The organism is Klebsiella sp. SYXHC3 (assembly GCF_057196925.1).
On the sequence record NZ_JBXUNG010000001.1, the window covers coordinates 1,224,754 to 1,246,129 of the forward strand.

General features: G+C 57.2%; 18 protein-coding genes. 4 read left to right on the plus strand and 14 right to left on the minus strand.

Going from position 1 to position 21,376, the window contains the following annotated elements; translation table 11 throughout:
- Positions 1 to 6: 6 nt before the first annotated feature.
- Complete coding sequence (gene osmF, locus AC2CGP_RS06000) at positions 7 to 921, minus strand: glycine betaine ABC transporter substrate-binding protein OsmF (protein ID WP_045364267.1); 915 nt, start codon at positions 919 to 921, stop codon at positions 7 to 9.
- A 146-nt stretch (positions 922 to 1,067) separates the two neighbouring features.
- Positions 1,068 to 3,365, minus strand: a complete 2,298-nt coding sequence (bglX, locus tag AC2CGP_RS06005; RefSeq protein WP_015706093.1) for a beta-glucosidase BglX — start codon at positions 3,363 to 3,365, stop codon at positions 1,068 to 1,070.
- Between the two features lie 201 nt (positions 3,366 to 3,566).
- Here bglX and dld point away from each other — a divergent pair, with 201 nt between their 5' ends.
- Positions 3,567 to 5,300 (plus strand): D-lactate dehydrogenase, encoded by a 1,734-nt coding sequence (gene dld, locus AC2CGP_RS06010; protein WP_047077008.1) that lies wholly within the window; start codon positions 3,567 to 3,569, stop codon positions 5,298 to 5,300.
- Between the two features lie 92 nt (positions 5,301 to 5,392).
- Complete coding sequence (locus AC2CGP_RS06015) at positions 5,393 to 5,947, plus strand: GNAT family N-acetyltransferase (protein WP_015365736.1); 555 nt, start codon at positions 5,393 to 5,395, stop codon at positions 5,945 to 5,947.
- 44 nt (positions 5,948 to 5,991) lie between these two features.
- On the opposite strand, the gene pbpG is transcribed toward AC2CGP_RS06015, so the two are convergent.
- Positions 5,992 to 6,942 carry a D-alanyl-D-alanine endopeptidase gene (gene pbpG, locus AC2CGP_RS06020; RefSeq protein WP_161798740.1) on the minus strand — a complete coding sequence of 317 codons (951 nt, stop codon included), beginning with the start codon at positions 6,940 to 6,942 and terminating at the stop codon, positions 5,992 to 5,994.
- A 174-nt stretch (positions 6,943 to 7,116) separates the two neighbouring features.
- Positions 7,117 to 7,704, minus strand: coding sequence for a Yip1 family protein (locus AC2CGP_RS06025; protein WP_015365733.1), 588 nt, complete (start codon positions 7,702 to 7,704; stop codon positions 7,117 to 7,119).
- A 154-nt stretch (positions 7,705 to 7,858) separates the two neighbouring features.
- Between AC2CGP_RS06025 and AC2CGP_RS06030 the strand changes: the two genes are divergently transcribed.
- On the plus strand, positions 7,859 to 8,452 hold the full coding sequence (locus tag AC2CGP_RS06030; RefSeq protein ID WP_015365732.1) for a DedA family protein: 594 nt from the start codon (positions 7,859 to 7,861) through the stop codon (positions 8,450 to 8,452).
- A gap of 27 nt (positions 8,453 to 8,479) precedes the next feature.
- On the opposite strand, the gene mdtQ is transcribed toward AC2CGP_RS06030, so the two are convergent.
- Positions 8,480 to 9,919 carry a multidrug resistance outer membrane protein MdtQ gene (gene mdtQ, locus AC2CGP_RS06035; protein WP_032714965.1) on the minus strand — a complete coding sequence of 480 codons (1,440 nt, stop codon included), beginning with the start codon at positions 9,917 to 9,919 and terminating at the stop codon, positions 8,480 to 8,482.
- Positions 9,920 to 10,043: 124 nt separating this feature from the next.
- On the opposite strand from mdtQ, the gene AC2CGP_RS06040 reads away from it, so the two are divergent.
- Complete coding sequence (locus tag AC2CGP_RS06040) at positions 10,044 to 10,778, plus strand: class I SAM-dependent methyltransferase (RefSeq protein ID WP_484502298.1); 735 nt, start codon at positions 10,044 to 10,046, stop codon at positions 10,776 to 10,778.
- A 38-nt stretch (positions 10,779 to 10,816) separates the two neighbouring features.
- On the opposite strand, the gene AC2CGP_RS06045 is transcribed toward AC2CGP_RS06040, so the two are convergent.
- From AC2CGP_RS06045 to mhbT, 9 genes are all read right to left on the minus strand, one after another.
- Positions 10,817 to 12,211, minus strand: coding sequence for a glycoside hydrolase family 1 protein (locus tag AC2CGP_RS06045; RefSeq protein ID WP_020078295.1), 1,395 nt, complete (start codon positions 12,209 to 12,211; stop codon positions 10,817 to 10,819).
- A gap of 15 nt (positions 12,212 to 12,226) precedes the next feature.
- Entirely contained in the window at positions 12,227 to 14,194 is a 1,968-nt protein-coding gene (gene bglF / locus AC2CGP_RS06050; RefSeq protein WP_484502299.1) for a PTS beta-glucoside transporter subunit IIABC, read from the minus strand.
- A gap of 28 nt (positions 14,195 to 14,222) precedes the next feature.
- Positions 14,223 to 15,056 (minus strand): transcriptional antiterminator BglG, encoded by an 834-nt coding sequence (bglG, locus tag AC2CGP_RS06055; protein ID WP_015365726.1) that lies wholly within the window; start codon positions 15,054 to 15,056, stop codon positions 14,223 to 14,225.
- A 210-nt stretch (positions 15,057 to 15,266) separates the two neighbouring features.
- Positions 15,267 to 16,199 (minus strand): tRNA dihydrouridine(16) synthase DusC, encoded by a 933-nt coding sequence (gene dusC / locus AC2CGP_RS06060; RefSeq protein ID WP_015365725.1) that lies wholly within the window; start codon positions 16,197 to 16,199, stop codon positions 15,267 to 15,269.
- 74 nt (positions 16,200 to 16,273) lie between these two features.
- Positions 16,274 to 17,467 (minus strand): 3-hydroxybenzoate 6-monooxygenase, encoded by a 1,194-nt coding sequence (locus AC2CGP_RS06065; protein ID WP_015365724.1) that lies wholly within the window; start codon positions 17,465 to 17,467, stop codon positions 16,274 to 16,276.
- A 12-nt stretch (positions 17,468 to 17,479) separates the two neighbouring features.
- On the minus strand, positions 17,480 to 18,124 hold the full coding sequence (gene maiA / locus AC2CGP_RS06070) for a maleylacetoacetate isomerase (protein WP_015365723.1): 645 nt from the start codon (positions 18,122 to 18,124) through the stop codon (positions 17,480 to 17,482).
- Positions 18,125 to 18,132: 8 nt separating this feature from the next.
- Complete coding sequence (locus tag AC2CGP_RS06075; protein WP_015365722.1) at positions 18,133 to 18,834, minus strand: fumarylacetoacetate hydrolase family protein; 702 nt, start codon at positions 18,832 to 18,834, stop codon at positions 18,133 to 18,135.
- Between the two features lie 17 nt (positions 18,835 to 18,851).
- Positions 18,852 to 19,889 (minus strand): gentisate 1,2-dioxygenase, encoded by a 1,038-nt coding sequence (gene gtdA, locus AC2CGP_RS06080; protein ID WP_015365721.1) that lies wholly within the window; start codon positions 19,887 to 19,889, stop codon positions 18,852 to 18,854.
- An 11-nt stretch (positions 19,890 to 19,900) separates the two neighbouring features.
- A complete protein-coding gene (gene mhbT, locus AC2CGP_RS06085) occupies positions 19,901 to 21,259 on the minus strand; it encodes a 3-hydroxybenzoate transporter MhbT (protein ID WP_484502300.1) in 1,359 nt (452 codons plus the stop codon).
- Positions 21,260 to 21,376 lie beyond the last annotated feature (117 nt).

Consider the following 21,376-nt stretch of genomic DNA (forward strand, 5'->3'; position numbering starts at 1 on the left):
TCGTATTTACTTCAGCAGCCCTTTTTGTTGCAGGTAATCGGCGGCTACGCTCTTCGCGTCACGCCCTTCAACGGCAATGCTGGCGTTTAATTTCTGCAACGTTTTTTCATCGAGGCTGGCAAACACCGGTTCCAACCACTGCGCCATCTGCGGATACACCTTCAGCACCGCTTCACGCACAACCGGCGTCGGGGCGTAAATAGGCTGTACGCCTTTTGGATCGCTCAGGGTTTGCAGCCCCAAAGCCGCTACCGGGCCATCGGTGCCATAGGCCATCGCCGCGTTTACGCCGGAGGTTTGCTGCGCCGCCGCTTTAATGGTCACCGCGGTATCGCCGCCCGCCAGCGACAACAGCTGATTCTGATTGAGCTTAAAGCCATAGGCTTTTTCGAACGCCGGGAGAGCATCGGCGCGCTCGATAAACTCCGCGGAAGCCGCCAGTTTAAAATCGCCGCCCTTCTGTAGATAGGCGCTAAGATCGGCCAATGAAGCAAGATGATTTTGCTCCGCCACTTCCTGTCGCACCGCGATAGTCCAGGTATTATTGGCGGGAGCCGGGGTCAGCCAGACCAGCTTGTTTTTTTCCGCGTCCAGCTTTTTAACTTTTTCATAGCCCTGTTTGGCGTTTTTCCACGCCGGGTCATTTTCATCTTTAAAGAAGAAAGCCCCGTTGCCGGTGTATTCCGGATAGATATCCAGCTCACCGGCGGTAATCGCTCCGCGAACCACCGGCGTGGTGCCAAGCTGGACTTTATTGACCGTTTTCACGCCGTGGCTTTCCAGTACCTGCAAAATGATATTGCCGAGCAGCGCCCCTTCCGTATCGATTTTCGAACCCACTTTCACCGGTTCCGCCGCCTGCAGCGGCAGGCTGACCAGCGCCACTAGCGCCAACGCGCCTGACCATTTCGTTGCCATCATCCTGCTTCCTTCTCTTCTTTTGCGCTCCGTTTACAGAAGCTTAAGAGAAAAGCGTAGTCCATTTGGCCGGCGAACGAAAAAAAAAGGCCGATTAATCGGCCTTTCAGGAGTAATACCCGGTTTATCCCCTTTGACAGGGCTATCGATTACAGCAACTCAAATTCGCTCTGCTTAACGCGGGCGGAATCCACCCCAATAAAGACGTTGAATTTGCCCGGTTCAGCAACGTATTTCATCTGCTGGTTCCAGAATTTCAGCGCTTCAACATCAATCGGGAAGCTGACGGTTTGCGTCTCACCCGGCTTGAGATTCACCTTCTTAAAGCCGCGCAGCATTTTCACCGGCCGGCTCATCGACGCGGTCACGTCCTGCAAATAAAGCTGGATCACCGTCGCCCCTTCGCGCTTGCCGGTGTTGGTCACCTGCACGCTGGCGGTCACGCTGCCGTCGCGCGGCATCGTTGGCGCCGACATTTTAACATCCGAAACGCTGAAGGTGGTGTAGCTCAGGCCATAACCAAATGGATACAGCGGACCATTCGCTTGATCAAAATAACGCGACGTGTATTTATTGGGTTTTTCCGGATTATACGGACGGCCGGTATTCAGGTGGCTGTAGTAGGTCGGGATCTGCCCCACCGAACGCGGGAAGGACATCGGCAGCTTACCGGAAGGGTTGTAATCGCCAAACAGCACATCGGCGATTGCATGGCCGCCTTCAGTACCGGCAAACCAGGTCTCCAGCAGCGCATCCGCCTGCTGATCCTCTTTCACCAGCGCCAGCGGACGCCCGTTCATCAGCACCAGCACCAGCGGCTTACCGGTCGCTTTCAGCGCGCTAATCAGATCGCGTTGGCTTTGCGGCAGGGTGATATCGGTCCGGCTGGAAGCCTCATGCGCCATGCCCTGCGCTTCACCCACTACCGCAACAACCACGTCGGACTGTTTCGCCGCCGCCACGGCTTCATCGATCATCTCCTGCGGCGAGCGCGGATCGACCTGCACCGCTTTCTCATACAGGTTAAGGAAATCGACAATGCCTTTATCGTCGGTAACGTTAGCGCCTTTGGCATAAATCACTTTGCCTTTATCGCCCAGCGCTTCTTTAATGCCAGTCAGCACGGTGACCGACTGATCGGCCACGCCCGCCGCCGACCAGCTGCCCATCATGTCGCGCTTGCTATCCGCCAGCGCGCCTACTACGGCGATCGTGCCGGATTTTTTCAGCGGCAGCGTATCGAGACGATTTTTCAGCAGCACCAGGCTTTCTCGCGCCACTTCACGCGCCTCTTTACGATGCAGACGGCTTTCGGCGTTGGTGTCCTGCGGGTCGGATGCTTTCGGCCCCAGATGGCTGTACGGATCGTTGAACAGCCCCATATCATACTTGACGTTGAGCACGTGGCGGGTAGCGTCATCCAGTTCGGCCATCGTCACCTTACCGGATTTCACCAGCCCCGGCAGATATTTGCTGTAGTACTCATCGCTCATGCTCATGTTGATACCGGACTTCAGCGCGACGCGCACCGCGTCTTCCGGGTCGGAGGCGACACCGTGTTTAATCAACTCTTTGATGGCGCCATGGTCGGAAACGGTGATGCCTTTAAAGCCCCACTGGTCGCGCAGGACGTCTTTCAGCAGCCAGGAATCGGAAGTCGCCGGCGTACCGTTGAGCGAGTTTAGCGCCACCATCACCGCGCCGCTGCCGGCATCGAGACCGGCTTTATACGGCGGCATGTAGTCGTTGAACAGGCGCTGCGGGCTCATATCGACGGTGTTGTACTCTTTGCCGCCTTCAACCGCGCCGTAGGCGGCGAAGTGTTTAACGCTGGTCATCACCGAATAGCGGTCTGCCGGGCTCTTACCCTGCATCGACTCCACCATCGCTTTACCCATCACGGTGGTCAGGTAAGTATCCTCGCCAAAACCTTCGGAGGCGCGGCCCCAGCGCGGGTCGCGAGAGACGTCGACCATCGGCGCCCAGGTCATATTGAGACCATCGTCAGCCGCTTCATAGGCCGAGATACGTCCGACGGTATTCACCGCGTCGAGATTAAAAGAGGAGGCCAGGCCGAGGCTTATCGGAAAGACGGTACGCTGGCCGTGCAGCACATCGTAGGCGAAAAACAGCGGGATCTTCAGGCGGCTTAGCTGCATCACCTGATCCTGCATCACGCGGATATCAGGCCGGGTCACGGTATTAAAAATCGCCCCTACCTGACCGTCTTTGATCATTTCCCGGATCGCCTCTTTCGGGTTATCCGGACCGACGCTGATTAGGCGCAGCTGACCGATTTTTTCATCGACCGTCATTTTTTTCAGCAGTTCGCTAACAAACGCATCTCGCGCCTCCGGCGTCAGCGGATGGTTACCAAACAGTTCATCCGCCAGCGCGGGTTGCAGCGCCAGGCTCACGGCGACGCCAACAGTACACAACCATTTCATTATTATGTATCCCTCTTTGATTCGGTGCTAATAGCCCAGCGAAAACGCAGCAAAAACCGCAGTTTGCCATATATATAAACAACGCGCCCGTAGAATGCTAAGGTTCTTATCTGATTTATAGAAACATTCATACACCAAATTGTCATACAAAGCGGTATGCTAACAGCGATATAGCTTTTCTGTGCCCACAAGGAGTGAATCATGTCATCTGCAACAACAATAAATAACCCTCCCTTTTTGGCGGAACTGGCGCGGCTGGTTGGCTCCTCGCATCTGTTAACCGATCCGGCGAAAACCCAGCGTTACCGGAAAGGTTTCCGCTCCGGCCACGGCGATGCGCTGGCGGTGGTGTTCCCCGGTACCCTGCTTGAACTATGGCGGGTGCTCAGCGCCTGCGTCCAGGCCGACAAAATTATCCTGATGCAGGCGGCGAATACCGGCCTCACCGAAGGCTCCACTCCAAGTGGCAATGATTACGATCGCGAAATCGTCATTATCAGCACGCTGCGTCTGGATAAGCTGCATCTGCTGGATAAGGGCGAGCAGGTGCTGGCCTACCCTGGCACCACCCTCTATTCACTGGAAAAAGCGCTAAAACCGCTGGGCCGCGAACCGCACTCGGTGATCGGCTCTTCCTGCATCGGCGCATCCGTCATCGGCGGTATCTGTAACAACTCCGGCGGATCGCTGGTGCAGCGCGGACCGGCCTATACCGAAATGTCGCTGTTCGCGCAGATTGACGCCGACGGCAAACTGAAGTTAGTCAACCATCTGGGAATCGATCTTGGCTCAACGCCGGAGCAAATCCTGAGCCGTCTCGACGATGATCGTATCAACGATACAGACGTGCAGCACGATGGCCGCCACGCCCACGATCACGATTACGTTACCCGCGTGCGCGACGTCAACGCCGATACCCCGGCTCGCTATAACGCCGACCCGGACCGCCTGTTCGAATCCTCCGGCTGCGCCGGCAAGCTGGCGGTCTTCGCCGTCCGTCTCGATACTTTTCCGGCGGAAAAACGCCAGCAGGTGTTCTATATCGGCACCAATCAGCCGGAAGTGCTCACCGAAATCCGCCGCCACATCCTCGCTGAATTCAATAATCTGCCGGTAGCCGGTGAATATATGCACCGCGATATTTACGATATCGCCGAAAAATATGGCAAAGACACCTTCCTGATGATCGATAAGCTCGGCACCGACAAAATGCCGTTCTTCTTCACCATGAAGGGGCGCACCGACGCGATGCTGGAAAAAGTCTCCCTGTTCAAGCCGCACTTCACCGACCGCTTTATGCAGAAGCTCGGTCACGCCTTCCCGGCGCACCTGCCGGAGCGTATGAAAACCTGGCGTGATAAGTACGAACATCATCTGCTGCTGAAGATGGCCGGCGACGGCATCGAAGAAGCGCAGAAGTGGCTTACGGAGTATTTCCAGCAGGCCGAAGGCGATTTCTTTGTCTGTACCGCGGAAGAAGGCAGCAAGGCATTCCTGCACCGCTTCGCCGCCGCCGGCGCGGCGATCCGCTATCAGGCGGTACATGCCGACGAAGTGGAAGATATTCTGGCGCTGGACATCGCCCTGCGCCGCAATGACACCGAATGGTTCGAACATCTGCCGGCGGAAATCGACAGCCAGTTGGTCTACAAGCTCTACTATGGCCACTTTATGTGTCACGTCTTCCACCAGGATTACATCGTGAAGAAAGGGGTAGACGCGCACGAACTGAAGGAAAAAATGCTGGATCTGTTGAAAGCGCGCGGCGCGCAGTACCCGGCGGAGCACAACGTCGGCCATCTGTATGAAGCGGCGGAGAGTTTAAAACGCTTCTATCGCCAGAACGATCCCACCAACAGCATGAATCCAGGGATCGGCAAAACCAGCAAACAAAAATACTGGGGCGAGGTGCAGAAACCGACGGAAGCACAATAATCGTTAACCAGGACTGTTCAGCCGCGGGGCTTCTGTATTACGCTGCATGCCGGAGAAAAAGACTCTCCGGCCAATTAGCTTGAGGAGCCCCCATGTCCGCCAAGGATAAGTTACAAGACGCCGACTTAGAGATCCGCGAAGCGTTGCCTGATGACGCGCATGCGATTGCCGCGCTGTACGTCTGGCACGTGCTTAATGGCCGCGCCTCGTTTGAAGAGATCCCGCCTACCGTCGACGAAATGCGCAAGCGAATCAAAACCGTGCGCGATAACGGGCTTCCGTGGCTGGTCGCGCTGTGGCGCGGCACCATTGTCGGCTACTGCTACGCCACCTTTTACCGCCCTCGCCCGGCCTATCGCTATACGCTGGAAGAGTCCATATACGTTGAGTCCGGCATGGGCGGGCGCGGCATCGGCAGCGCGCTGCTGACACGCCTCATCGCGCAATGTGAACAGGGGCCGTGGCGGCAGATGCTGGCGATTATCGGCGACGGACATAACAACGCCGGCTCGATTGCCATCCATAAGAAATTTGGCTTTACCGTTGCCGGACAGCTGCGCAGCGTCGGCTATAAGATGGGCGACTGGCGCGATACCCTAATCATGCAGCGCCAGCTTGGCGACGGCGACTGGACGTTACCGGAGTGATATCAAAATTCCCGGATTGCGGCGCAATCCGGGGGAAGGACAAATTAATCGTTCTGCGCGGTCTGCGTGCCGCCTTTCAGCATCGCTTCCGCCATCTGCGCTTCACGCTGCTTTTTATAGCTCAATGCGGACGCCGGAACCGGCATCACCTTACCGGTTTCAATCCAGGTCCGTAACCGGCTGGCGTCGGCAAAGTGGGTATATTTGCCAAACGCGTCCATTACCACCAGCGCCACCGGGCGTTGATTAATCACCGTACGCATAATCAGGCAGTGGCCGGCGGCGTTGGTAAAGCCGGTTTTGGTCAGCTGAATATTCCAGTTATCGCGATACACCAGATGGTTGGTATTGCGGAACGGCAAGGTATACGCCGGATGCGCAAAGGTGGCGGTATCTTCTTTGGTGGTGCTTAGCTGGCCGATCAGCGGATATTGTTCGCTGGCGATCAGCAGCTTAGTCAGATCGCGCGCCGTGGAGACGTTATGCACCGACAGGCCGGTCGGCTCAACATAGCGTGTGTGGGTCATACCCAGCGCCTGCGCTTTGGCGTTCATCGCGCGGATAAAAGCGTTATAACCGCCAGGATAGTGGTGCGCCAGGCTGGCGGCGGCACGGTTTTCCGAAGACATCAGCGCCAGCAGCAGCATATTGCGGCGGCTGATTTGGCTGTTAAGTCGTACGCGGGAATAGATACCTTTCATCTCCGGCGTCTGGCTGATATCAACGGTCAGCATCTCGTCCAGCGGTAAATGCGCATCCAGCACCACCATGGCGGTCATCACTTTGGTAATAGACGCCATCGGGCGCACCAAATCGGGCTGGCTGGCGTAAATGATTTTCTTGGTCGCCAGATCGACGATCATCGCGCTACCGGAAGCGATATCCGGCTGTGAAGCGGCGGTTACCGCAGTGGTTTTTGCTATCGCCTGGGGCGCAAAAGGCACAGCCAGCAGCAAAGTCAGGCTGAGCAAAGAAATTCGAAAATTCGGCATCATGGGCATTCTGAAAAGTATTTTTGCACGTTATAGAACGTACGCCGCGGCGTAAAGTGAGCTACGCCGCTGGCAAACGCCATCATACCGCGTCATAACGCCCTGAGGCCAATAAGAATCGTGAGTAAATGCTGCATTGCCGACATAATTATTCATTTCTGCCGGCAATGCATTTGATTAGAAGAGTCGGTACCCGTAGCCCCACAGCACGACGGTGATCGCCAGCAGCACTTCCAGCACCAGCACCCCGATAGCCAGGGTTGAGCTGGCGAAGCTGAGCCCCTCTTCCTTATTAATACTCAGGAAGGTCGGAATACCCAGATACAACAGATAACCGGTGTAAAACAGCGCGATGGTGCCTATCAGCGCGCACAGCCATACCAGCGGATAGAGCGCCACGATCCCGCTTAAAAATAGCGGCGTCGCGACGTAGCCGGCAAAGACCATACAGCGTTTGAGCGACGGCTGCTGCGGATAGCTTCTGGCCATCCACCAGATCACCCGCCCCATCACCGCCACCCCCGCTAACATCACGGCGTAAAACAGTACCGCTAATACCAACCCGGTCATCAGCGAGAGCTTAATCACCGTACCGTCGCCGAAGTTCCAGCCGAGCTGCGTCGTACCGATAAAGGCGCAGATAACCGGAACCGCCGCCATCACCAGCACATGGTGCGTGTAGTGGTGCGAAACGGTCTCATTTTCACTCTTGATCACGCTCATCTCTTGATTAGGATGAGCGAAGAGTCCCCAGACATGGTTCATAGCGTCCCCCTTGTCACGGCTTCGTACAGCACTGATCCAAGTATAATTCACTCTGTAGATTATTTTGTGTACAGCGATAAAAATCCGCTTCAGCGCGTTTTAATCATCAGGGTGTATGATTAAGGGACTGGTAAGAGTAGGAGTTTATGTTTATATGGATATCAATCACCTGATTTCCCAATACGGCTACGCGGCGCTGGTTATTGGCAGCATCGCAGAAGGTGAAACCATCACCATCCTTGGCGGCGTGGCGGCACATCAGGGTCTATTGAAGTTTCCTTTGGTGGTCATCGCCGTGGCCTTAGGCGGCATGATCGGCGATCAGCTGTTGTATTTCCTTGGACGTCAGTTCGGCGGTAAGCTACTGCGCCGCTTCTCGCGGCAGAAGGCGCGCATCCGTAAAGCGCAGCGCCTGATTCAGCGCCATCCCTATCTGTTCGTTATCGGCACCCGCTTTATGTACGGCTTTCGGGTTATCGGCCCGGTCTTGATCGGCGCCAGCCGCTTGCCGCCAAAAATATTTCTACCGCTGAATATTTTTGGCGCCATCGTTTGGGCGCTGATTTTTACTACCCTTGGCTATCTTGGCGGCGAAGCGATCGGCCCGTGGCTGCACCATCTCGATCAGCACGTTAAACACTGGATCTGGCTGATCCTCGTAGTGGCGCTGGTGGTCGGGGTTCATCTGTGGCTGAAACGCCGGGAAGCGAAAAGAAAAGAGGAAGATACAGAGGATGATAATCAATAGCGGCGCCGCGCGCCGCTATTGATGCCGTTATTTTGTCGTCTGGTGATAACCGCCGCCCAGTGCGGAAGTCAGCTGAATGCTGGCATCCAGCCATTGGCCGTGCAGACGCAGTGCGGTGATTCGCTCCTGTAGCGCAGGCAGCTTCGCCATGCTCACGCGGGAACCGGATAAGATTCCCGCATTCATCCGCGCCTGGGCGAGATTGACCACCCGCTGCGCGTCTTTCTCCACCTGCTGCTGCTGCTGGTTTTTCTCCATCAGCGTCTCTACCTGGCTTGCGGTTTTCGCTACCTGGTTCACCGCATCGACCACGGCTTTGTTGTATTTAGCGATCGACAGGCCGTTCTGCGCGCTGGCGATGTCGAGATTGGCATTCAGCCTGCCGCTATCAAAGATAGGCAGCGTCAGCCCGGCGGTGACGCCCATCTGCTGCGCCGAATGGCGGAACAGATCGCTTAAATGCAGCGCATCCTGTTGCAGGAACGCCATCAGGTTGATATCCGGATAAAACGCCGCTTTCGCCGCATCAACTTCGCTTAGCGAGGATTCAATATACCAGTGGGCTTCCTGCAGATCCGGACGGCGGGCCAGCAGTTCATAACCCAGTTCGCTCGGCATTTGCGCGCTGACTGCGGGCAGCGGCGCCGCTCGCAGATTGAGCGACTGGCTCTGGTTGTTGGTTAACGCCATCAGCCGCGCTTCAATCTCTTTCATATTACCCGCCACGTCGGCCAGCTGCTGATCGGTTTTGCTGACGTTAATGTCGTTCTCCGCCCCTTCGGCGGAGTTGGTGATGCCACGCTGATAGAGCGCGGTATCGACGCTAACAATATTATTCTGTTCGCTTTTGACCTGCTGCAGCACCGTTTTCACCGCTGCTTCGGTCTGCCACTGCCAGTACAGGCGCGCCACGCTGCTGGCCAGCAGCTCGCGGGTCTGCGCCTGCTCGGCGACCTGGGCTTTCACTTCGCCGATACGCGCTTTCACCAACGCACGGTTTTTCCCCCACAGATCCAGATCCCAACCGGCAGTCAGGCCAAAGGTACCATTGGTGTACCAGGGCCCGGTGTTGCCGTCGGTATCGGTAGCGAACGGTCCCATCAGGCCTTCCGCGGACATTTTCTGCCGTTCGATATCGGCGGAGAAATCCATCTCCGGACCAAGATTCGCCTGCGACATTCGCGCCTGCGCTTCGGCCAGTTTGATGCGCTGCGCGGCAATTTGCATGTCCGGGGCATTGGCTAACGCGCGCTGAATCAGATTATCCAGCTGGGCATCGTGGTAGTCTTTCCACCAGTCGGTGTGCGGCCAGCCATTTTTTACGGCGGCGGGAAGATCCATCGAAACATGAGATGCCGGGGTTTGCTGCTTTAAAGGGCCGCCAATGTCATGGGATGGCGCGCAGCCAGCCAGCGCGATGGCCAGTGGCAGTGCCGCCAGCACGCTTTTGCTCAGTGTAAGGTTCATTCTTCAGGTCGGGTTACTTATAAAGGTTGGTCATCATAAATTAATTGAATGACGTTCGTTAAGTAAAGCGTGTGCATTGACAATGAGTCAGCTAAAAATAAACAAAGTTATTATTGGAGTTGCAATGAGTCAGAACATTTATGACGATCCCGGTTTCTTTGCCGGTTACGCCACCCTTGATCGTTCGGTGAAGGGGCTTGACGGCGCGCCGGAGTGGCCGGCAATTCAGCGCCTGCTGCCAGCGTTAGACGGCCTGCGAGTAGTCGATCTCGGCTGCGGATACGGCTGGTTTTGCCGCTGGGCGCAGCATCAGGGGGCAAAACAGATAATCGGTTTCGATCTCTCCAGCCGGATGCTGGAGCGCGCGCGGGAGATGACCACCGGCGAAACTATCGAATATCGCTGCGCCGACCTGCAAACCCTGACGCTGCCCGCCGAGAGCTGCGATCTGGTCTACAGTTCGCTGGCGCTGCATTACCTGCCGGATGTCGCCCCGCTGTTCGCCACGCTCTATCAGGCGCTGGTTCCCGGCGGTACGCTGGTCTTCTCCGCCGAACATCCCATCTATACCGCGCCGCTGCAGCAGGGCTGGCAGGTAGATGAAAAGGGGCGGAAACGCTGGCCGGTGAGCCACTATCAGCAGGAAGGCGAACGTATCAGCAACTGGTTTGCCGAGGGGGTGATTAAACAGCATCGCAAACTCTCAAGCTGGATTAACGCGCTCATCGCCGCCGGTTTTGTGCTGGAGCAGCTTGATGAGTGGGGCCCGAGCGCCGAGCAAATCGCCGCCCAACCGGCGCTGGAGGAAGAGAAAGAGCGTCCGATGATCTTTTTACTGCGCGCCGGTAAACCGGCTTAAACGGCATGCGGCCCGGATCAACCGGGCCGCCGAACAGCTTATTCCTGCAGGCTACCGCCGTTACTGGCAATCACCGCCTGATACCAGGCAAAGCTTTTCTTCTTACGCCGTTCAAGCGTTCCCTGCCCGCGATCGTCACGATCGACATAGATAAAACCGTAGCGCTTGGACATCTCGGCCTTCGACGCGCTAACCAGATCGATTGGCCCCCAACTGGTAAAGCCCATCAGTTCAACGCCGTCAGCAATGGCTTCGCGCGCCTGCACCAGATGATCGTTGAGATAGCTGATGCGATAGTCATCGTTGATGCTGCCGTCGGCTTCGATTTTATCTTTCGCCCCCAGACCATTTTCAACGATAAACAACGGCTTCTGATAGCGGTCCCACAGTACGTTCAACAGGGTACGCAGCCCCAGCGGGTCTATCTGCCAGCCCCACTCCGAGCTTGCCAGATGCGGATTCGGCACCATGCTGAGAATGTTACCGCGCGCCTGCTGGTTCAGCGCTTCATCGGCGGTGACGCAGCCGGTCATATAGTAGCTAAAGGAGATAAAATCGACGGTCTCTTTCAGCGCTTCCCGGTCGCCGTCGGTGATGGTCAGCGTAATATCGTTTTCGCGGAAATAGCGCTGCATGTATCCCGGATAGGCACCACGGCACTGCACATCGCCGAAGAACTGCCAGCTGCGGTTTTGCTGCAGCGTTTCAAAGACATCTTCCGGCTTGCAGCTCAGCGGATACATCAACCCGCCGAGCAGCATATTGCCAATTTTCCCTTGCGGTACCAGTTCATGACAGGCTTTGACCGCCAGCGCGCTGGCTACCAGCTGGTGGTGGATAGCCTGATAAACTTCGCCTTTGCTGCTACCGGCCGGCAGCCCGACGCCGGTCATTGGCGCATGTAGCGACATATTAATTTCGTTAAAGGTGAGCCACAGTTTGACCTGATTTTTATAGCGGCTGAATACCGTTCTGGCGTAGCGTTCGAAAAAGCCAATCACCTTGCGACTGCCCCAGCCGCCATAGTTTTTTACCAGCGCCCACGGCATCTCGTAGTGCGATAGCGTCACCAGCGGAGTGATATTATGCGCGGCCATCTCGGCAAACAGCTTGTCGTAGAAGGCCAGCCCGGCTTCGTTCGGCTCGGCGTCATCACCGTTCGGGAAGATACGCGTCCAGGCGATCGAGACCCGCAGACAGTTGAAACCCATCTCAGCGAACAGCGCGATATCCTGCGGGTAACGATGGTAAAAATCGATCGCCACATCTTTAATACCGCTGTCGCCCGCAACGCGCTCCACGACGTCGCCGAATACCCCCTGCGGCTGCACGTCGGAGGTGGATAAACCTTTGCCATCTTCCAGATACGCCCCTTCGACCTGATTTGCCGCGGTGGCGCCGCCCCATAAAAAGCCCTGTGGGAATGTTTTCATCGCTCTCTCCTGTAATTAATGGCTGACGGACAACAGCGGCTGGCCGGCATCCACGACGCTCGCGGATACAATCTCAACGCTACGGTAATCATCGCTGTTGCTGATAATAATTGGGGTCGCCAGGTCGTAACCGGCGTCCAGAATAGCCTGACGGTCGAACTCCAGCAGCAAATCGCCGGCCTGAACTCTATCCCCTTCTTTGACATGGGCGGTAAACGGTACGCCGTCGAGTTTGACGGTATCAATGCCGACATGGATCAGTAGCTCAATGCCGCTGTCGCTCAGCAGGCCGATGGCGTGTTTAGTCTGAAACAGCGAGGCGACCTCGCCAGAAAACGGGGCAATGACCTTGCCCACCGCCGGAATAATGGCCACGCCTTTACCCAGCAGACCGCTGGCGAAGGTGCTATCCGGCACCTGATCGAGGGCCAGCACGCGGCCGGACATCGGCGCCAGAATATCGTTTTCCGCCGCAGGCGCGACGACGACGGCGCCTTCCGCCTGGCTGCGCGGTAAGCCGGCGAAGAAGGTCAATACGCAGGCGAGAATGAAAGCCACCCCGGTGCCGATTAATCCGCCCCACACGCTAAAATCAATACCGCCGGGCGGGATCATCTGCGCCGGAAAGAAAATGTTCGGCACCCCAAAGGAATAGGCGTAGCTATTACTGAAGGCGGTGATCGCGCCGCCAATCGCGCCGGCGATACACCCGAAGATAAACGGGCGACGTAACGGCAGCGTCAGGCCATAAATGGCAGGCTCCGTGATGCCAAACAGCCCGGCGGAAAACGCGGAACCGGCCAGCATCCGCTGACGCGAATCGCGCGTGGCCAGCAGTATCCCCAGCACGGCGCCCACCTGGGCTATCACCGCCGGCAGAATAATTGGCAGCATAGAATCATGCCCCAACACGGTCATGTTATTGATCATCAACGGTATCAGCCCCCAGTGCAGGCCGAAAATAACGCATACCTGCCATAGCGCGCCCAGCACTGCGCCTGCCAGCCATGGGGCAAAAACGTAGATAACCTGATAGCCATTGGCAATCATGTGGCTCAGCCAGGTCGCCAGCGGGCCTATCACCAGAAAGGTCAGCGGCACTACCACCGCCAGGCAGATTGCCGGAGTAAAAAAGTTCTTCATCGCGGACGGCAGCACCGCGTTACTCTTCCGTTCCAGCCAGCAGCAGACCCAGGAGGCGAGGATAATCGGGATCACCGAGGAGCTATAATTGATATAGGTCACCGGTATACCGAGGAAGTGCTCCACGGGCGCCCCCGTCTGACTGGCTTCAAAGGCCTGAATCATCAGCGGGTGGGTTAATGCCCCGCCGATCACCATTGAGATAAACGGGTTGCCGCCAAACTTTTTGCCGGCGGTGTAGCCAAGAAACAGCGGGAAGAAAAAGAACAGCGCATCGCTGGCGGCAAACCAGATTTTATAGGTCCCCTGCTGCGGCGTGAGCCATCCGCAGGTTAGCGCCAGCGCCAGCAGACCTTTCAGCAGACCCGTCGCCGCCATCACGCCAATAAAAGGGGTAAAGATGCCGGAGATGATGTCGATGAGTTGACTTAATACCGAGCTTTTCGCCGCTTTCTCCTGCGGCACCGGTTCGCTGTCGTCGCTTAACCCCGCCTGCTGGCGCACTGCCAGCCAGACATCGTGAACATGGTTACCGATGACCACCTGAAACTGGCCGCCGCTTTCTACCACCATGATCACACCGGGGTTCGCCTTCAGCCCTTCGGCATCGGCCTTCGCATTATCCTTCAATTTGAAACGCAGACGTGTCGCGCAGTGAACCAGACTCACAATATTCTCTTTGTCGCCGACGCGGTGAAGAATATCCTGCGCGAGTGCTTTATATTCCATGCTCTTTTCCTTACTGCCGCTGCCCACAGACAACCGGCGACTGAGTAGTAAAAATAAAAAAACCCGAGAACCACGCCGGTTGGCGTCGCGCTCAGGTTTTGCCTGCATCATGCAGTAACAATCCAGTTTTGTGGGGGAATTAACGCCCCTCTTTTCTTACCCGTTCAATATGAATGGCAAGAAACATAATCTCTTCGGTGGTCAGCGCCCGTTGATAATTCTTTTGCAAGTGCTTCGCCACCGTTTCCGCGCACTTCCACGCTTTGGCGTAGTTATCTTTCACCGCGCTGTGCAGCGTGACGTCGTCATCCTGCACTACCGTTCGCGTTAACATGCGCTGGGCGAAAAACTTCAGGTGGGTCACAAAGCGCTGGTAGCTGAGCGACTCTTCGTCATAGTTAAGCTGCAGCTGATACTTCACCAGTTGCAGGATCTCCTGCATCACCCGCGTCACGTGCATCACTTCCGGCATTTCGCTGTTGAGCTGCGCCGTCACCAGATGCAAAGCGATAAACCCGGCTTCATCCTCGGCAAGCTCGACGCCCAGCCGGCGGGCGATAATGGCCCTCGCCTCCTGACCCAGTTCGAACTCCTTCGGATACAGCCGTTTAATCTCCCACAGCAGCACGTTGCGAATCGCGACGCCGTTTTTCTGCCGCTCGATGGCAAAGTGACAGTGGTCAGTTAAGGTGATATATAAACTTTCCTGTAACTTTCCCAACCGCCCGCGGGCCAGGTCGATGATACGATCGCAGGTGGTCATCACTTCTAACGGTATCTGACTGAGTAATTCGCCTAAGCGGCCAACCAGTTCATCGCTTTGTAAGGCGAAGACTTTTTCAATTTTACTTTCGTCCAACGAGTCGCCCACGCGCTTTTGAAAGGCCAGCCCTCGCCCCATCACCACCTGTTCGCGCTGCTGCTCGTTGACCACTACCACCACGTTATTATTAAGTACTTTGGCGATTAGCATATGAACCCCAGAAACAAAAAAACCTGACCCCCGACAAATGCCAGGTAATCAGGTTTCGCCTGCCGAAGCAGTAGCAATCCAACTATTGCACTGTATCAACTTCTTGTGGCGACTCAAGCGCGAAGGAATAAAAACGTGATACAGCTCGCGTCGCATCGTGCAAGGATGAGTGCTAATTAATAAAGTGCGTACGGAATAACACCGCCTTATCTAATAACGTGCAATGGCGTTCGCTATCTCTGCTGAGGTTTGCAAGGTGCGAATTTCATTAAAGAGGCCAAGCGCTTCCGTGTATTCTTTGCGTAAATAGCCCAGCCACTGCTTAATGCGCGCCACGTGATATAAACCGGTATCCCCCTGCTTTTCCAGCTGGGTATATTTTTTGAGTAACTCAACCACCTGCGGCCACGGCATACGCGGTTCATTGTATTTAATTACCCGGCTGAGATTCGGCACGTTGAGCGCGCCGCGGCCAATCATCACTGAATCACAGCCGGTGACGGCCATGCACTCCTGCGCGCTTTGCCAGTCCCAGATTTCGCCGTTGGCAACCACCGGAATAGTCAGGCGCTGGCGGATTTCTCCGATGGCCTGCCAGTTGATACGTTCAGCTTTGTAACCATCCTCTTTCGTGCGGCCATGCACCACCAGCTCGCTGGCGCCCGCCTGCTGTACCGCGTCGGCGATTTCAAAGCGCCGTTCGCCGCTGTCCCAGCCGAGGCGAACTTTCACCGTCACCGGCAGGTGATCGGGAACCGCTTCGCGCATGGCTTTCGCCCCGCGATAGATAAGCTCGGGATCTTTCAATAACGTCGCACCGCCGCCGCTGCCGTTCACCAGTTTCGATGGACAGCCGCAGTTTAAATCCACGCCCCAAGAGCCAAGCTCCACCGCGCGGGCGGCGTTTTCCGCCAGCCATTGCGGGTATTGCCCCAACAATTGCACGCGCACCCGGGTGCCGGACGGAGTGCGACTTTGATGGTGCAGTTCCGGGCACAGTCTATAGAACGATTTTACCGGCAGCAGCTGGTCCACCACGCGCAGAAATTCGGTGATGCACAGATCGTAATCGTTAACCTCGGTCAGCAGCTCGCGCACCAGCGAATCGAGCACGCCTTCCATTGGCGCCAGTAATACACGCATATCGTTACCCGGAAAAAAAAGAGGCGCTATGGTAGCGCCTCTGTGCGTCGGTTGAAAGACCTCAATACCAGACCTTAGCGTGGTTCGAGGCAGTTATCCTCTTTCCAGCCGTAAAGCCACTCGATACCGCGGTAAAATTCATCCTGCGCTTTGCCCTTCCAGAGAAGATTACGTACCTGACGTTCGACCCCCGCCGCGTGATAAATCCGCCCCATTTCACGGGTTGACCAGACAATTCGCGCGGTACGCGGAATACGCACCGACTCGTACAGCGCGAAGGCGCGAGCGGCGTCGCCGTCGCACTGCTGCAGCGCTTTACCTATCGTTACCGCATCCTCCAGCGCCATGCAGGCGCCCTGCGCCATATATTGCGCTACCGGATGGGCGGCATCCCCAACCAGGGTAATGCGATCGTTGCCCCACTTTGCAACAGGCTCGCGGTCGGCGGTGGACCAGCGGCGCCAGGAAGTCGGCTTGTCGAGCATCTGCCGCGGGCGCGGATGAATCCCTTTAAAGTAAGAGAGCACCTCTTCTTTACTACCGTCGCGCACGCCCCACTCTTCGCTTTCGCGGCTATGGAAGGTGACCACAAGGTTGTACTGTTTGCCGCCGCGCAGCGGATAATGCACCAAATGACAATGCGGCCCGGCCCACAGTACCGGCGCGTTAATACGCAGGTCTTCCGGCATGTCGGCCGCCTCGATCACCGCGCGGTACACCACGTGGCCGGTGACCCGCGGCGCATCGCCGAGCAGACTCTGGCGCACCACTGACTTCACGCCGTCGCAGCCCAGCAGAATATCGGCGGTCCAGCTGTTGCCTTTGTCATCAAAGACCGTCACGTCATCGGCGGTCTGGCGGATATCCACCACCTGAGTTGAAGTCCGGTATTCCACGCCGGGATGGGTCAGCGCGGCTTCCCAGACGGTGGCGTGAATGTCCACCCGATGGATCACCGCATACGGGCCGCCGAAATGGTCACGGAAGGCCTGCCCGGTCTCGATACGCACTACCTCTTCCCCATTCACCGCATCCATCATCGTGATATGGTCGGTAAACACCGCGCGCTGGCGCGCCACTTCGCCGACGCCGAGGCTATCCAGCGCTGAAAACGCATTCGGCCCCAGCTGAATACCGGCGCCGATTTCACCGATTTCATGCGCCTTTTCCAGCAGCATCACTTTGATCCCCTGGCGCGCCAGAGAGAGCGCCGTCGCCGCGCCGCCAATGCCGCCGCCAACGATAATTGCTCGCGTCACTTTCGCCATTTTCCCTCCTCCCTAGGCCGGAATTTTGTCTTGTTGATTTTCCGGCGCGGCGGCGATAAACGCCGGTAACCGGGTACAGGCGTCGTAAACCGCCTGGCAGCGCGGATAATGGCTCAAATCACACCCCATCCGCTGCGCGTTGGCCCATTGCGGCACCAGACAACAGTCGGCGAGCGTTGGTCTATCGCCGATGCAGAAAGCGCCGGATTTCGATTGTCGCAGCAGTTGCTCCAGCGCGCTCAGCCCCTGCTGGATCCAGTGGGCATACCAGCGTTTTTTGTCCGCTTCGCTGACCTTCAACTCATCGCTAAGGTAGCGCAAGACCCGCATGTTATTAATCGGATGAATATCGCAGGCGATGGCGTAGACCATCTCCAGCACCCGCATCCGCGCGGGATCCTCCTGCGGCAGCAGCGGCATTTGTGGGTAGTGGCGGTCAAGCCAGTCAACAATCGCCAGCGACTGACCCAGCGATTCACCGTCATCGGTGATAAGCGTCGGCACCAGCCCAACCGGATTGAGCCGCCGGTACTCCAGCGCATTCTGCGCCCCGATGCGGATATTCACCCCAACGCTCTGATAATCGATGCCCTTGAGGGCCAGCGCGATGCGCACCCGATATGAGGCAGAGCTATTAAAAAAACTGTACAGCTTCATTGTTCACCTCACACCACGCGAACGGCGATAGGCGTCAGTCCGTCTACGTTGCCGGTAATCACATCCCCCTTTACCACCGCGCCGACGCCCTCCGGCGTGCCGGTGAAAATCAGATCGCCGGGCTGTAGTTCAAAAAAGCCCGAGAGATAGCTGATGGTTTCATTTACCGACCAGATGAGGTGGCGTATATCGCTACGCTGATGATCTTCACCATTCACCTGCAGCCAGATCCCGGCCTGATTCACCTCGCGCGCCTCGGCGGCTTTATGCAGCGGCGCGACAGGAGCGGAAAGATCGAACGCTTTACCTATCTCCCACGGGCGCCCCATCTGGCGCATCTCCATCTGGCGGTCGCGGCGGGTCATATCGAGTCCGGTGGCATAGCCCCAGATATATTCCTGCGCCTGCTCCAGCGGGATGTCGCGTCCCGCTTTGCCGATGGCGACCACCAGCTCAATCTCGTAGTGATAGTTGTCGGTCTGCGCCGGATACGGCAGATCCAGCGTTTCGCCAGCCGCCACCGGCACAACCGCATCCGCCGGTTTACAAAAGAAGAAAGGTGGTTCGCGATCCGGATCGAAGCCCATTTCACGAGCGTGGGCGGCATAGTTACGGCCAACGCAGTAAACGCGGCGTACCGGGAACTGCTCATCGCTGCCAACAACCGGGATGCTAATCGGCGCCTGGGGTGCAAAAACGTATTGAGTCATCATTGTTTTCCTTCTTATTAATAACGCGCTTCGCGGAACAGGCCTAAGGCCTCCTGTACCGGACGGTCCGAGAAGCTAAATAGCACGCACTCTTCGCTGGCGTTGAACGATACGCCGTGCCAGGTTGGCGCCACGAAGATGTCTTTCGCCTGGAATGCAAAGGTTTGTTCGCCAATCGTCACCTGGCCGCTACCTTCTACTACGTGGTAGATGGTGCTATCGGTGGTTTTCGCCACCCGCGACCGGAACCCTTTCGGCAACAGTTGCAGGAAAGCGCCCATCGAGGGCATCGGATAGCCGCCAGTGACCGGGTTGACGTAGCGCATCTTGTAGCCGTCCCATTCGTCGGCCTCGCCAAGATGGGTCAGGTCGTGCAGCGCCTCGCGGCTACGGTCGTAGCGGTAGTTAAAGATCGGCGAGGAATTTCCCACCTGATGGCGCAGCGGCAACATGTTGGCAGCGTAGCGCGGCAGGTAGTCGCCCTCTTTACGCGTCACCGGCTGCTGCTCCTGCGGATAATCTTCAGCAAAGCCGCAGCCGAGATAGTTGACCAGCGGTAAATCGAGACCATCGAGCCAGACCACCGGTTCATCGCCAGGATTGCCGTGATCGTGCCAGCGCCACTGTGGGGTCAGAATAAAATCGCCGGGGCGCATTGGCGTGCGCTCGCCGTCGACGGCGGTGAACGCGCCATGGCCTTCCACGATAAAGCGCAGCGCCGACTGATTGTGACGGTGGCTCGGCGCCACCTCGCCAGGCATGATGAGCTGCAGGCCGGCATACAGCGACGCGGTAATGGACGACTGGCCGCGCAGCTGCGGGTTCTCCAGCACCAGTACCCGACGCACCGCCTCTTTAGCGCCGATTAACTGCCCGCTTTCCAGCAGCAGCGGGCGAATTTCCTGATAGTTCCAGTACGCCGGGGCGCAGTTGGCATTCGGCGTTTGCGGCACCAGGTGGTGCAAGGATTCCCACAGCGGCGTCAGATTCTGCCCGGCAATATGCTGGTAGAACTGCTGGCGTTCGCGGTTCGATTGCGGAGTAGATAGGGTCATTATTGTTCTCCTTATTTATTCGCGACACCCGCAGAGGGCAGCGCGTCGGGTACAGATCCAGGACGGCGAACCGCCAGCATCAGCATGATGAGCATCACCGCGCCGATCGCCGCCGGTACCGCTATAACGTAAAACAGCGTGTCGAAAGAGAGATTCATCGCCATCATCATGCCGCCGGAGAGCGAACCAACGATGGCGCCGCAGCGGCCGATGGCGTTGGACCAGCTGACCCCGGTCGCGCGGCTCTGGGTTGGGTAAAGGGTGGCGGTCAGCGCATTCAGGCCCACCTGCGAACCACTCACGCCAATTCCGGTGCCGAAAATCGCCAGCGTCATCAGCCACAATCCGTTTTCGCTTAAACCGATCATCACGATGCACAACGCGCCCAGGCAATAACTTAGCGCCAGTACAAAGAAGGGATTGAAACGGTCCATCAGGATGCCGAGCAACAGTGCGCCGAGCGTGCCGCCCACCTGAAACGCGGCGGTCACCCACGAAGCGTGCTGTAAATCGATACCACGATGGTTAAGCAGCGTCGGCATCCAACTGGAGAGCAAATAGATAATCAGCAGGCTCATAAAGAACACCACCCAGAGCATCAAGGTGATCGCCAGTTGTCGGCCGGCAAACAGCTGGCTAATGCTGCCTTTCGGCCCGGCTGCCGGTTCGTCGAGCCAGAAATGGGTCTCGGGATAGCGCTCGCCGGTGATAGCGCTGACGGTTCTGGCGATGGTCGCCTGCGGCAGTCCGCGGCGAACCTGCCAGCGCGGCGATTCCGGCAGCGCCCACAGCAGCGCGACGGCCAGCAGCAGCGGCAGGATCCCGCCTAAGGCCAGAATGCCGTGCCAGCCGATATGCGCCACCAGTTGGGCGCTCACCACGCCGCCCAGCGCCGAACCCAGCGTGAAGCCGCAGAACATCAGGGTAACTAACGCACCGCGGCGGCGGGCGGGCAGATATTCCGAAGTCATGGTGATGGTGTTGGGCATCGCCCCGCCTAATCCCAGACCGGTGAGGAAACGCAGAAAAACCAGCATCTCTAGATTCGTCGAGAATGCGGAGAGCAGACTAAACAGGCCAAACAGCGCCACGCAAAACTCAATCACCCGTTTACGACCGAAACGGTCGGAAAGCGGGCCGCAGAGCAGCGCCCCGGCGGTCAATCCCAATAGTCCGGCGCCAAACAGCGGCGCGAGGTCGCTGGCGCTCAATTGCCAGTGAACACGGATATCGGGAGCGATAAAGCCAATGGCGGCGGTGTCAAATCCATCAAGCATCACCACCAGAAAACAGCAGATAATCACACGCCACTGCAGGGCGCCAACCGGCGCTGCGTTAAGTAACGTCTGTAGTTCACGTCGTTGAGCCATAATGATGCCTCAGTGCAGGTCAGGGTAGATGTTGTATTTATTTCTTTTATGTTGCGATTTTGTAACCATGGCGATGAAATGTACAATGGCTTTTCGGGCATAGACATAACCTGGAGG

Excerpts from the sequence above, each read along its gene's own strand:
- maiA (WP_015365723.1), bottom strand. The coding sequence starts at position 18,124 with ATGAAGCTGTACAGTTTTTTTAATAGCTCTGCCTCATATCGGGTGCGC.
- AC2CGP_RS06065 (WP_015365724.1), bottom strand. The coding sequence starts at position 17,467 with ATGGCGAAAGTGACGCGAGCAATTATCGTTGGCGGCGGCATTGGCGGC.
- gtdA (WP_015365721.1), bottom strand. The coding sequence starts at position 19,889 with ATGACCCTATCTACTCCGCAATCGAACCGCGAACGCCAGCAGTTCTAC.
- osmF (WP_045364267.1), bottom strand. The coding sequence starts at position 921 with ATGATGGCAACGAAATGGTCAGGCGCGTTGGCGCTAGTGGCGCTGGTC.
- bglX (WP_015706093.1), bottom strand. The coding sequence starts at position 3,365 with ATGAAATGGTTGTGTACTGTTGGCGTCGCCGTGAGCCTGGCGCTGCAA.
- bglG (WP_015365726.1), bottom strand. The coding sequence starts at position 15,056 with ATGCTAATCGCCAAAGTACTTAATAATAACGTGGTGGTAGTGGTCAAC.
- pbpG (WP_161798740.1), bottom strand. The coding sequence starts at position 6,942 with ATGATGCCGAATTTTCGAATTTCTTTGCTCAGCCTGACTTTGCTGCTG.
- AC2CGP_RS06030 (WP_015365732.1), top strand. The coding sequence starts at position 7,859 with ATGGATATCAATCACCTGATTTCCCAATACGGCTACGCGGCGCTGGTT.
- dld (WP_047077008.1), top strand. The coding sequence starts at position 3,567 with ATGTCATCTGCAACAACAATAAATAACCCTCCCTTTTTGGCGGAACTG.
- AC2CGP_RS06015 (WP_015365736.1), top strand. The coding sequence starts at position 5,393 with ATGTCCGCCAAGGATAAGTTACAAGACGCCGACTTAGAGATCCGCGAA.
- dusC (WP_015365725.1), bottom strand. The coding sequence starts at position 16,199 with ATGCGTGTATTACTGGCGCCAATGGAAGGCGTGCTCGATTCGCTGGTG.
- AC2CGP_RS06025 (WP_015365733.1), bottom strand. The coding sequence starts at position 7,704 with ATGAACCATGTCTGGGGACTCTTCGCTCATCCTAATCAAGAGATGAGC.
- bglF (WP_484502299.1), bottom strand. The coding sequence starts at position 14,194 with ATGATGCAGGCAAAACCTGAGCGCGACGCCAACCGGCGTGGTTCTCGG.
- AC2CGP_RS06075 (WP_015365722.1), bottom strand. The coding sequence starts at position 18,834 with ATGACTCAATACGTTTTTGCACCCCAGGCGCCGATTAGCATCCCGGTT.
- mhbT (WP_484502300.1), bottom strand. The coding sequence starts at position 21,259 with ATGGCTCAACGACGTGAACTACAGACGTTACTTAACGCAGCGCCGGTT.
- mdtQ (WP_032714965.1), bottom strand. The coding sequence starts at position 9,919 with ATGAACCTTACACTGAGCAAAAGCGTGCTGGCGGCACTGCCACTGGCC.
- AC2CGP_RS06040 (WP_484502298.1), top strand. The coding sequence starts at position 10,044 with ATGAGTCAGAACATTTATGACGATCCCGGTTTCTTTGCCGGTTACGCC.
- AC2CGP_RS06045 (WP_020078295.1), bottom strand. The coding sequence starts at position 12,211 with ATGAAAACATTCCCACAGGGCTTTTTATGGGGCGGCGCCACCGCGGCA.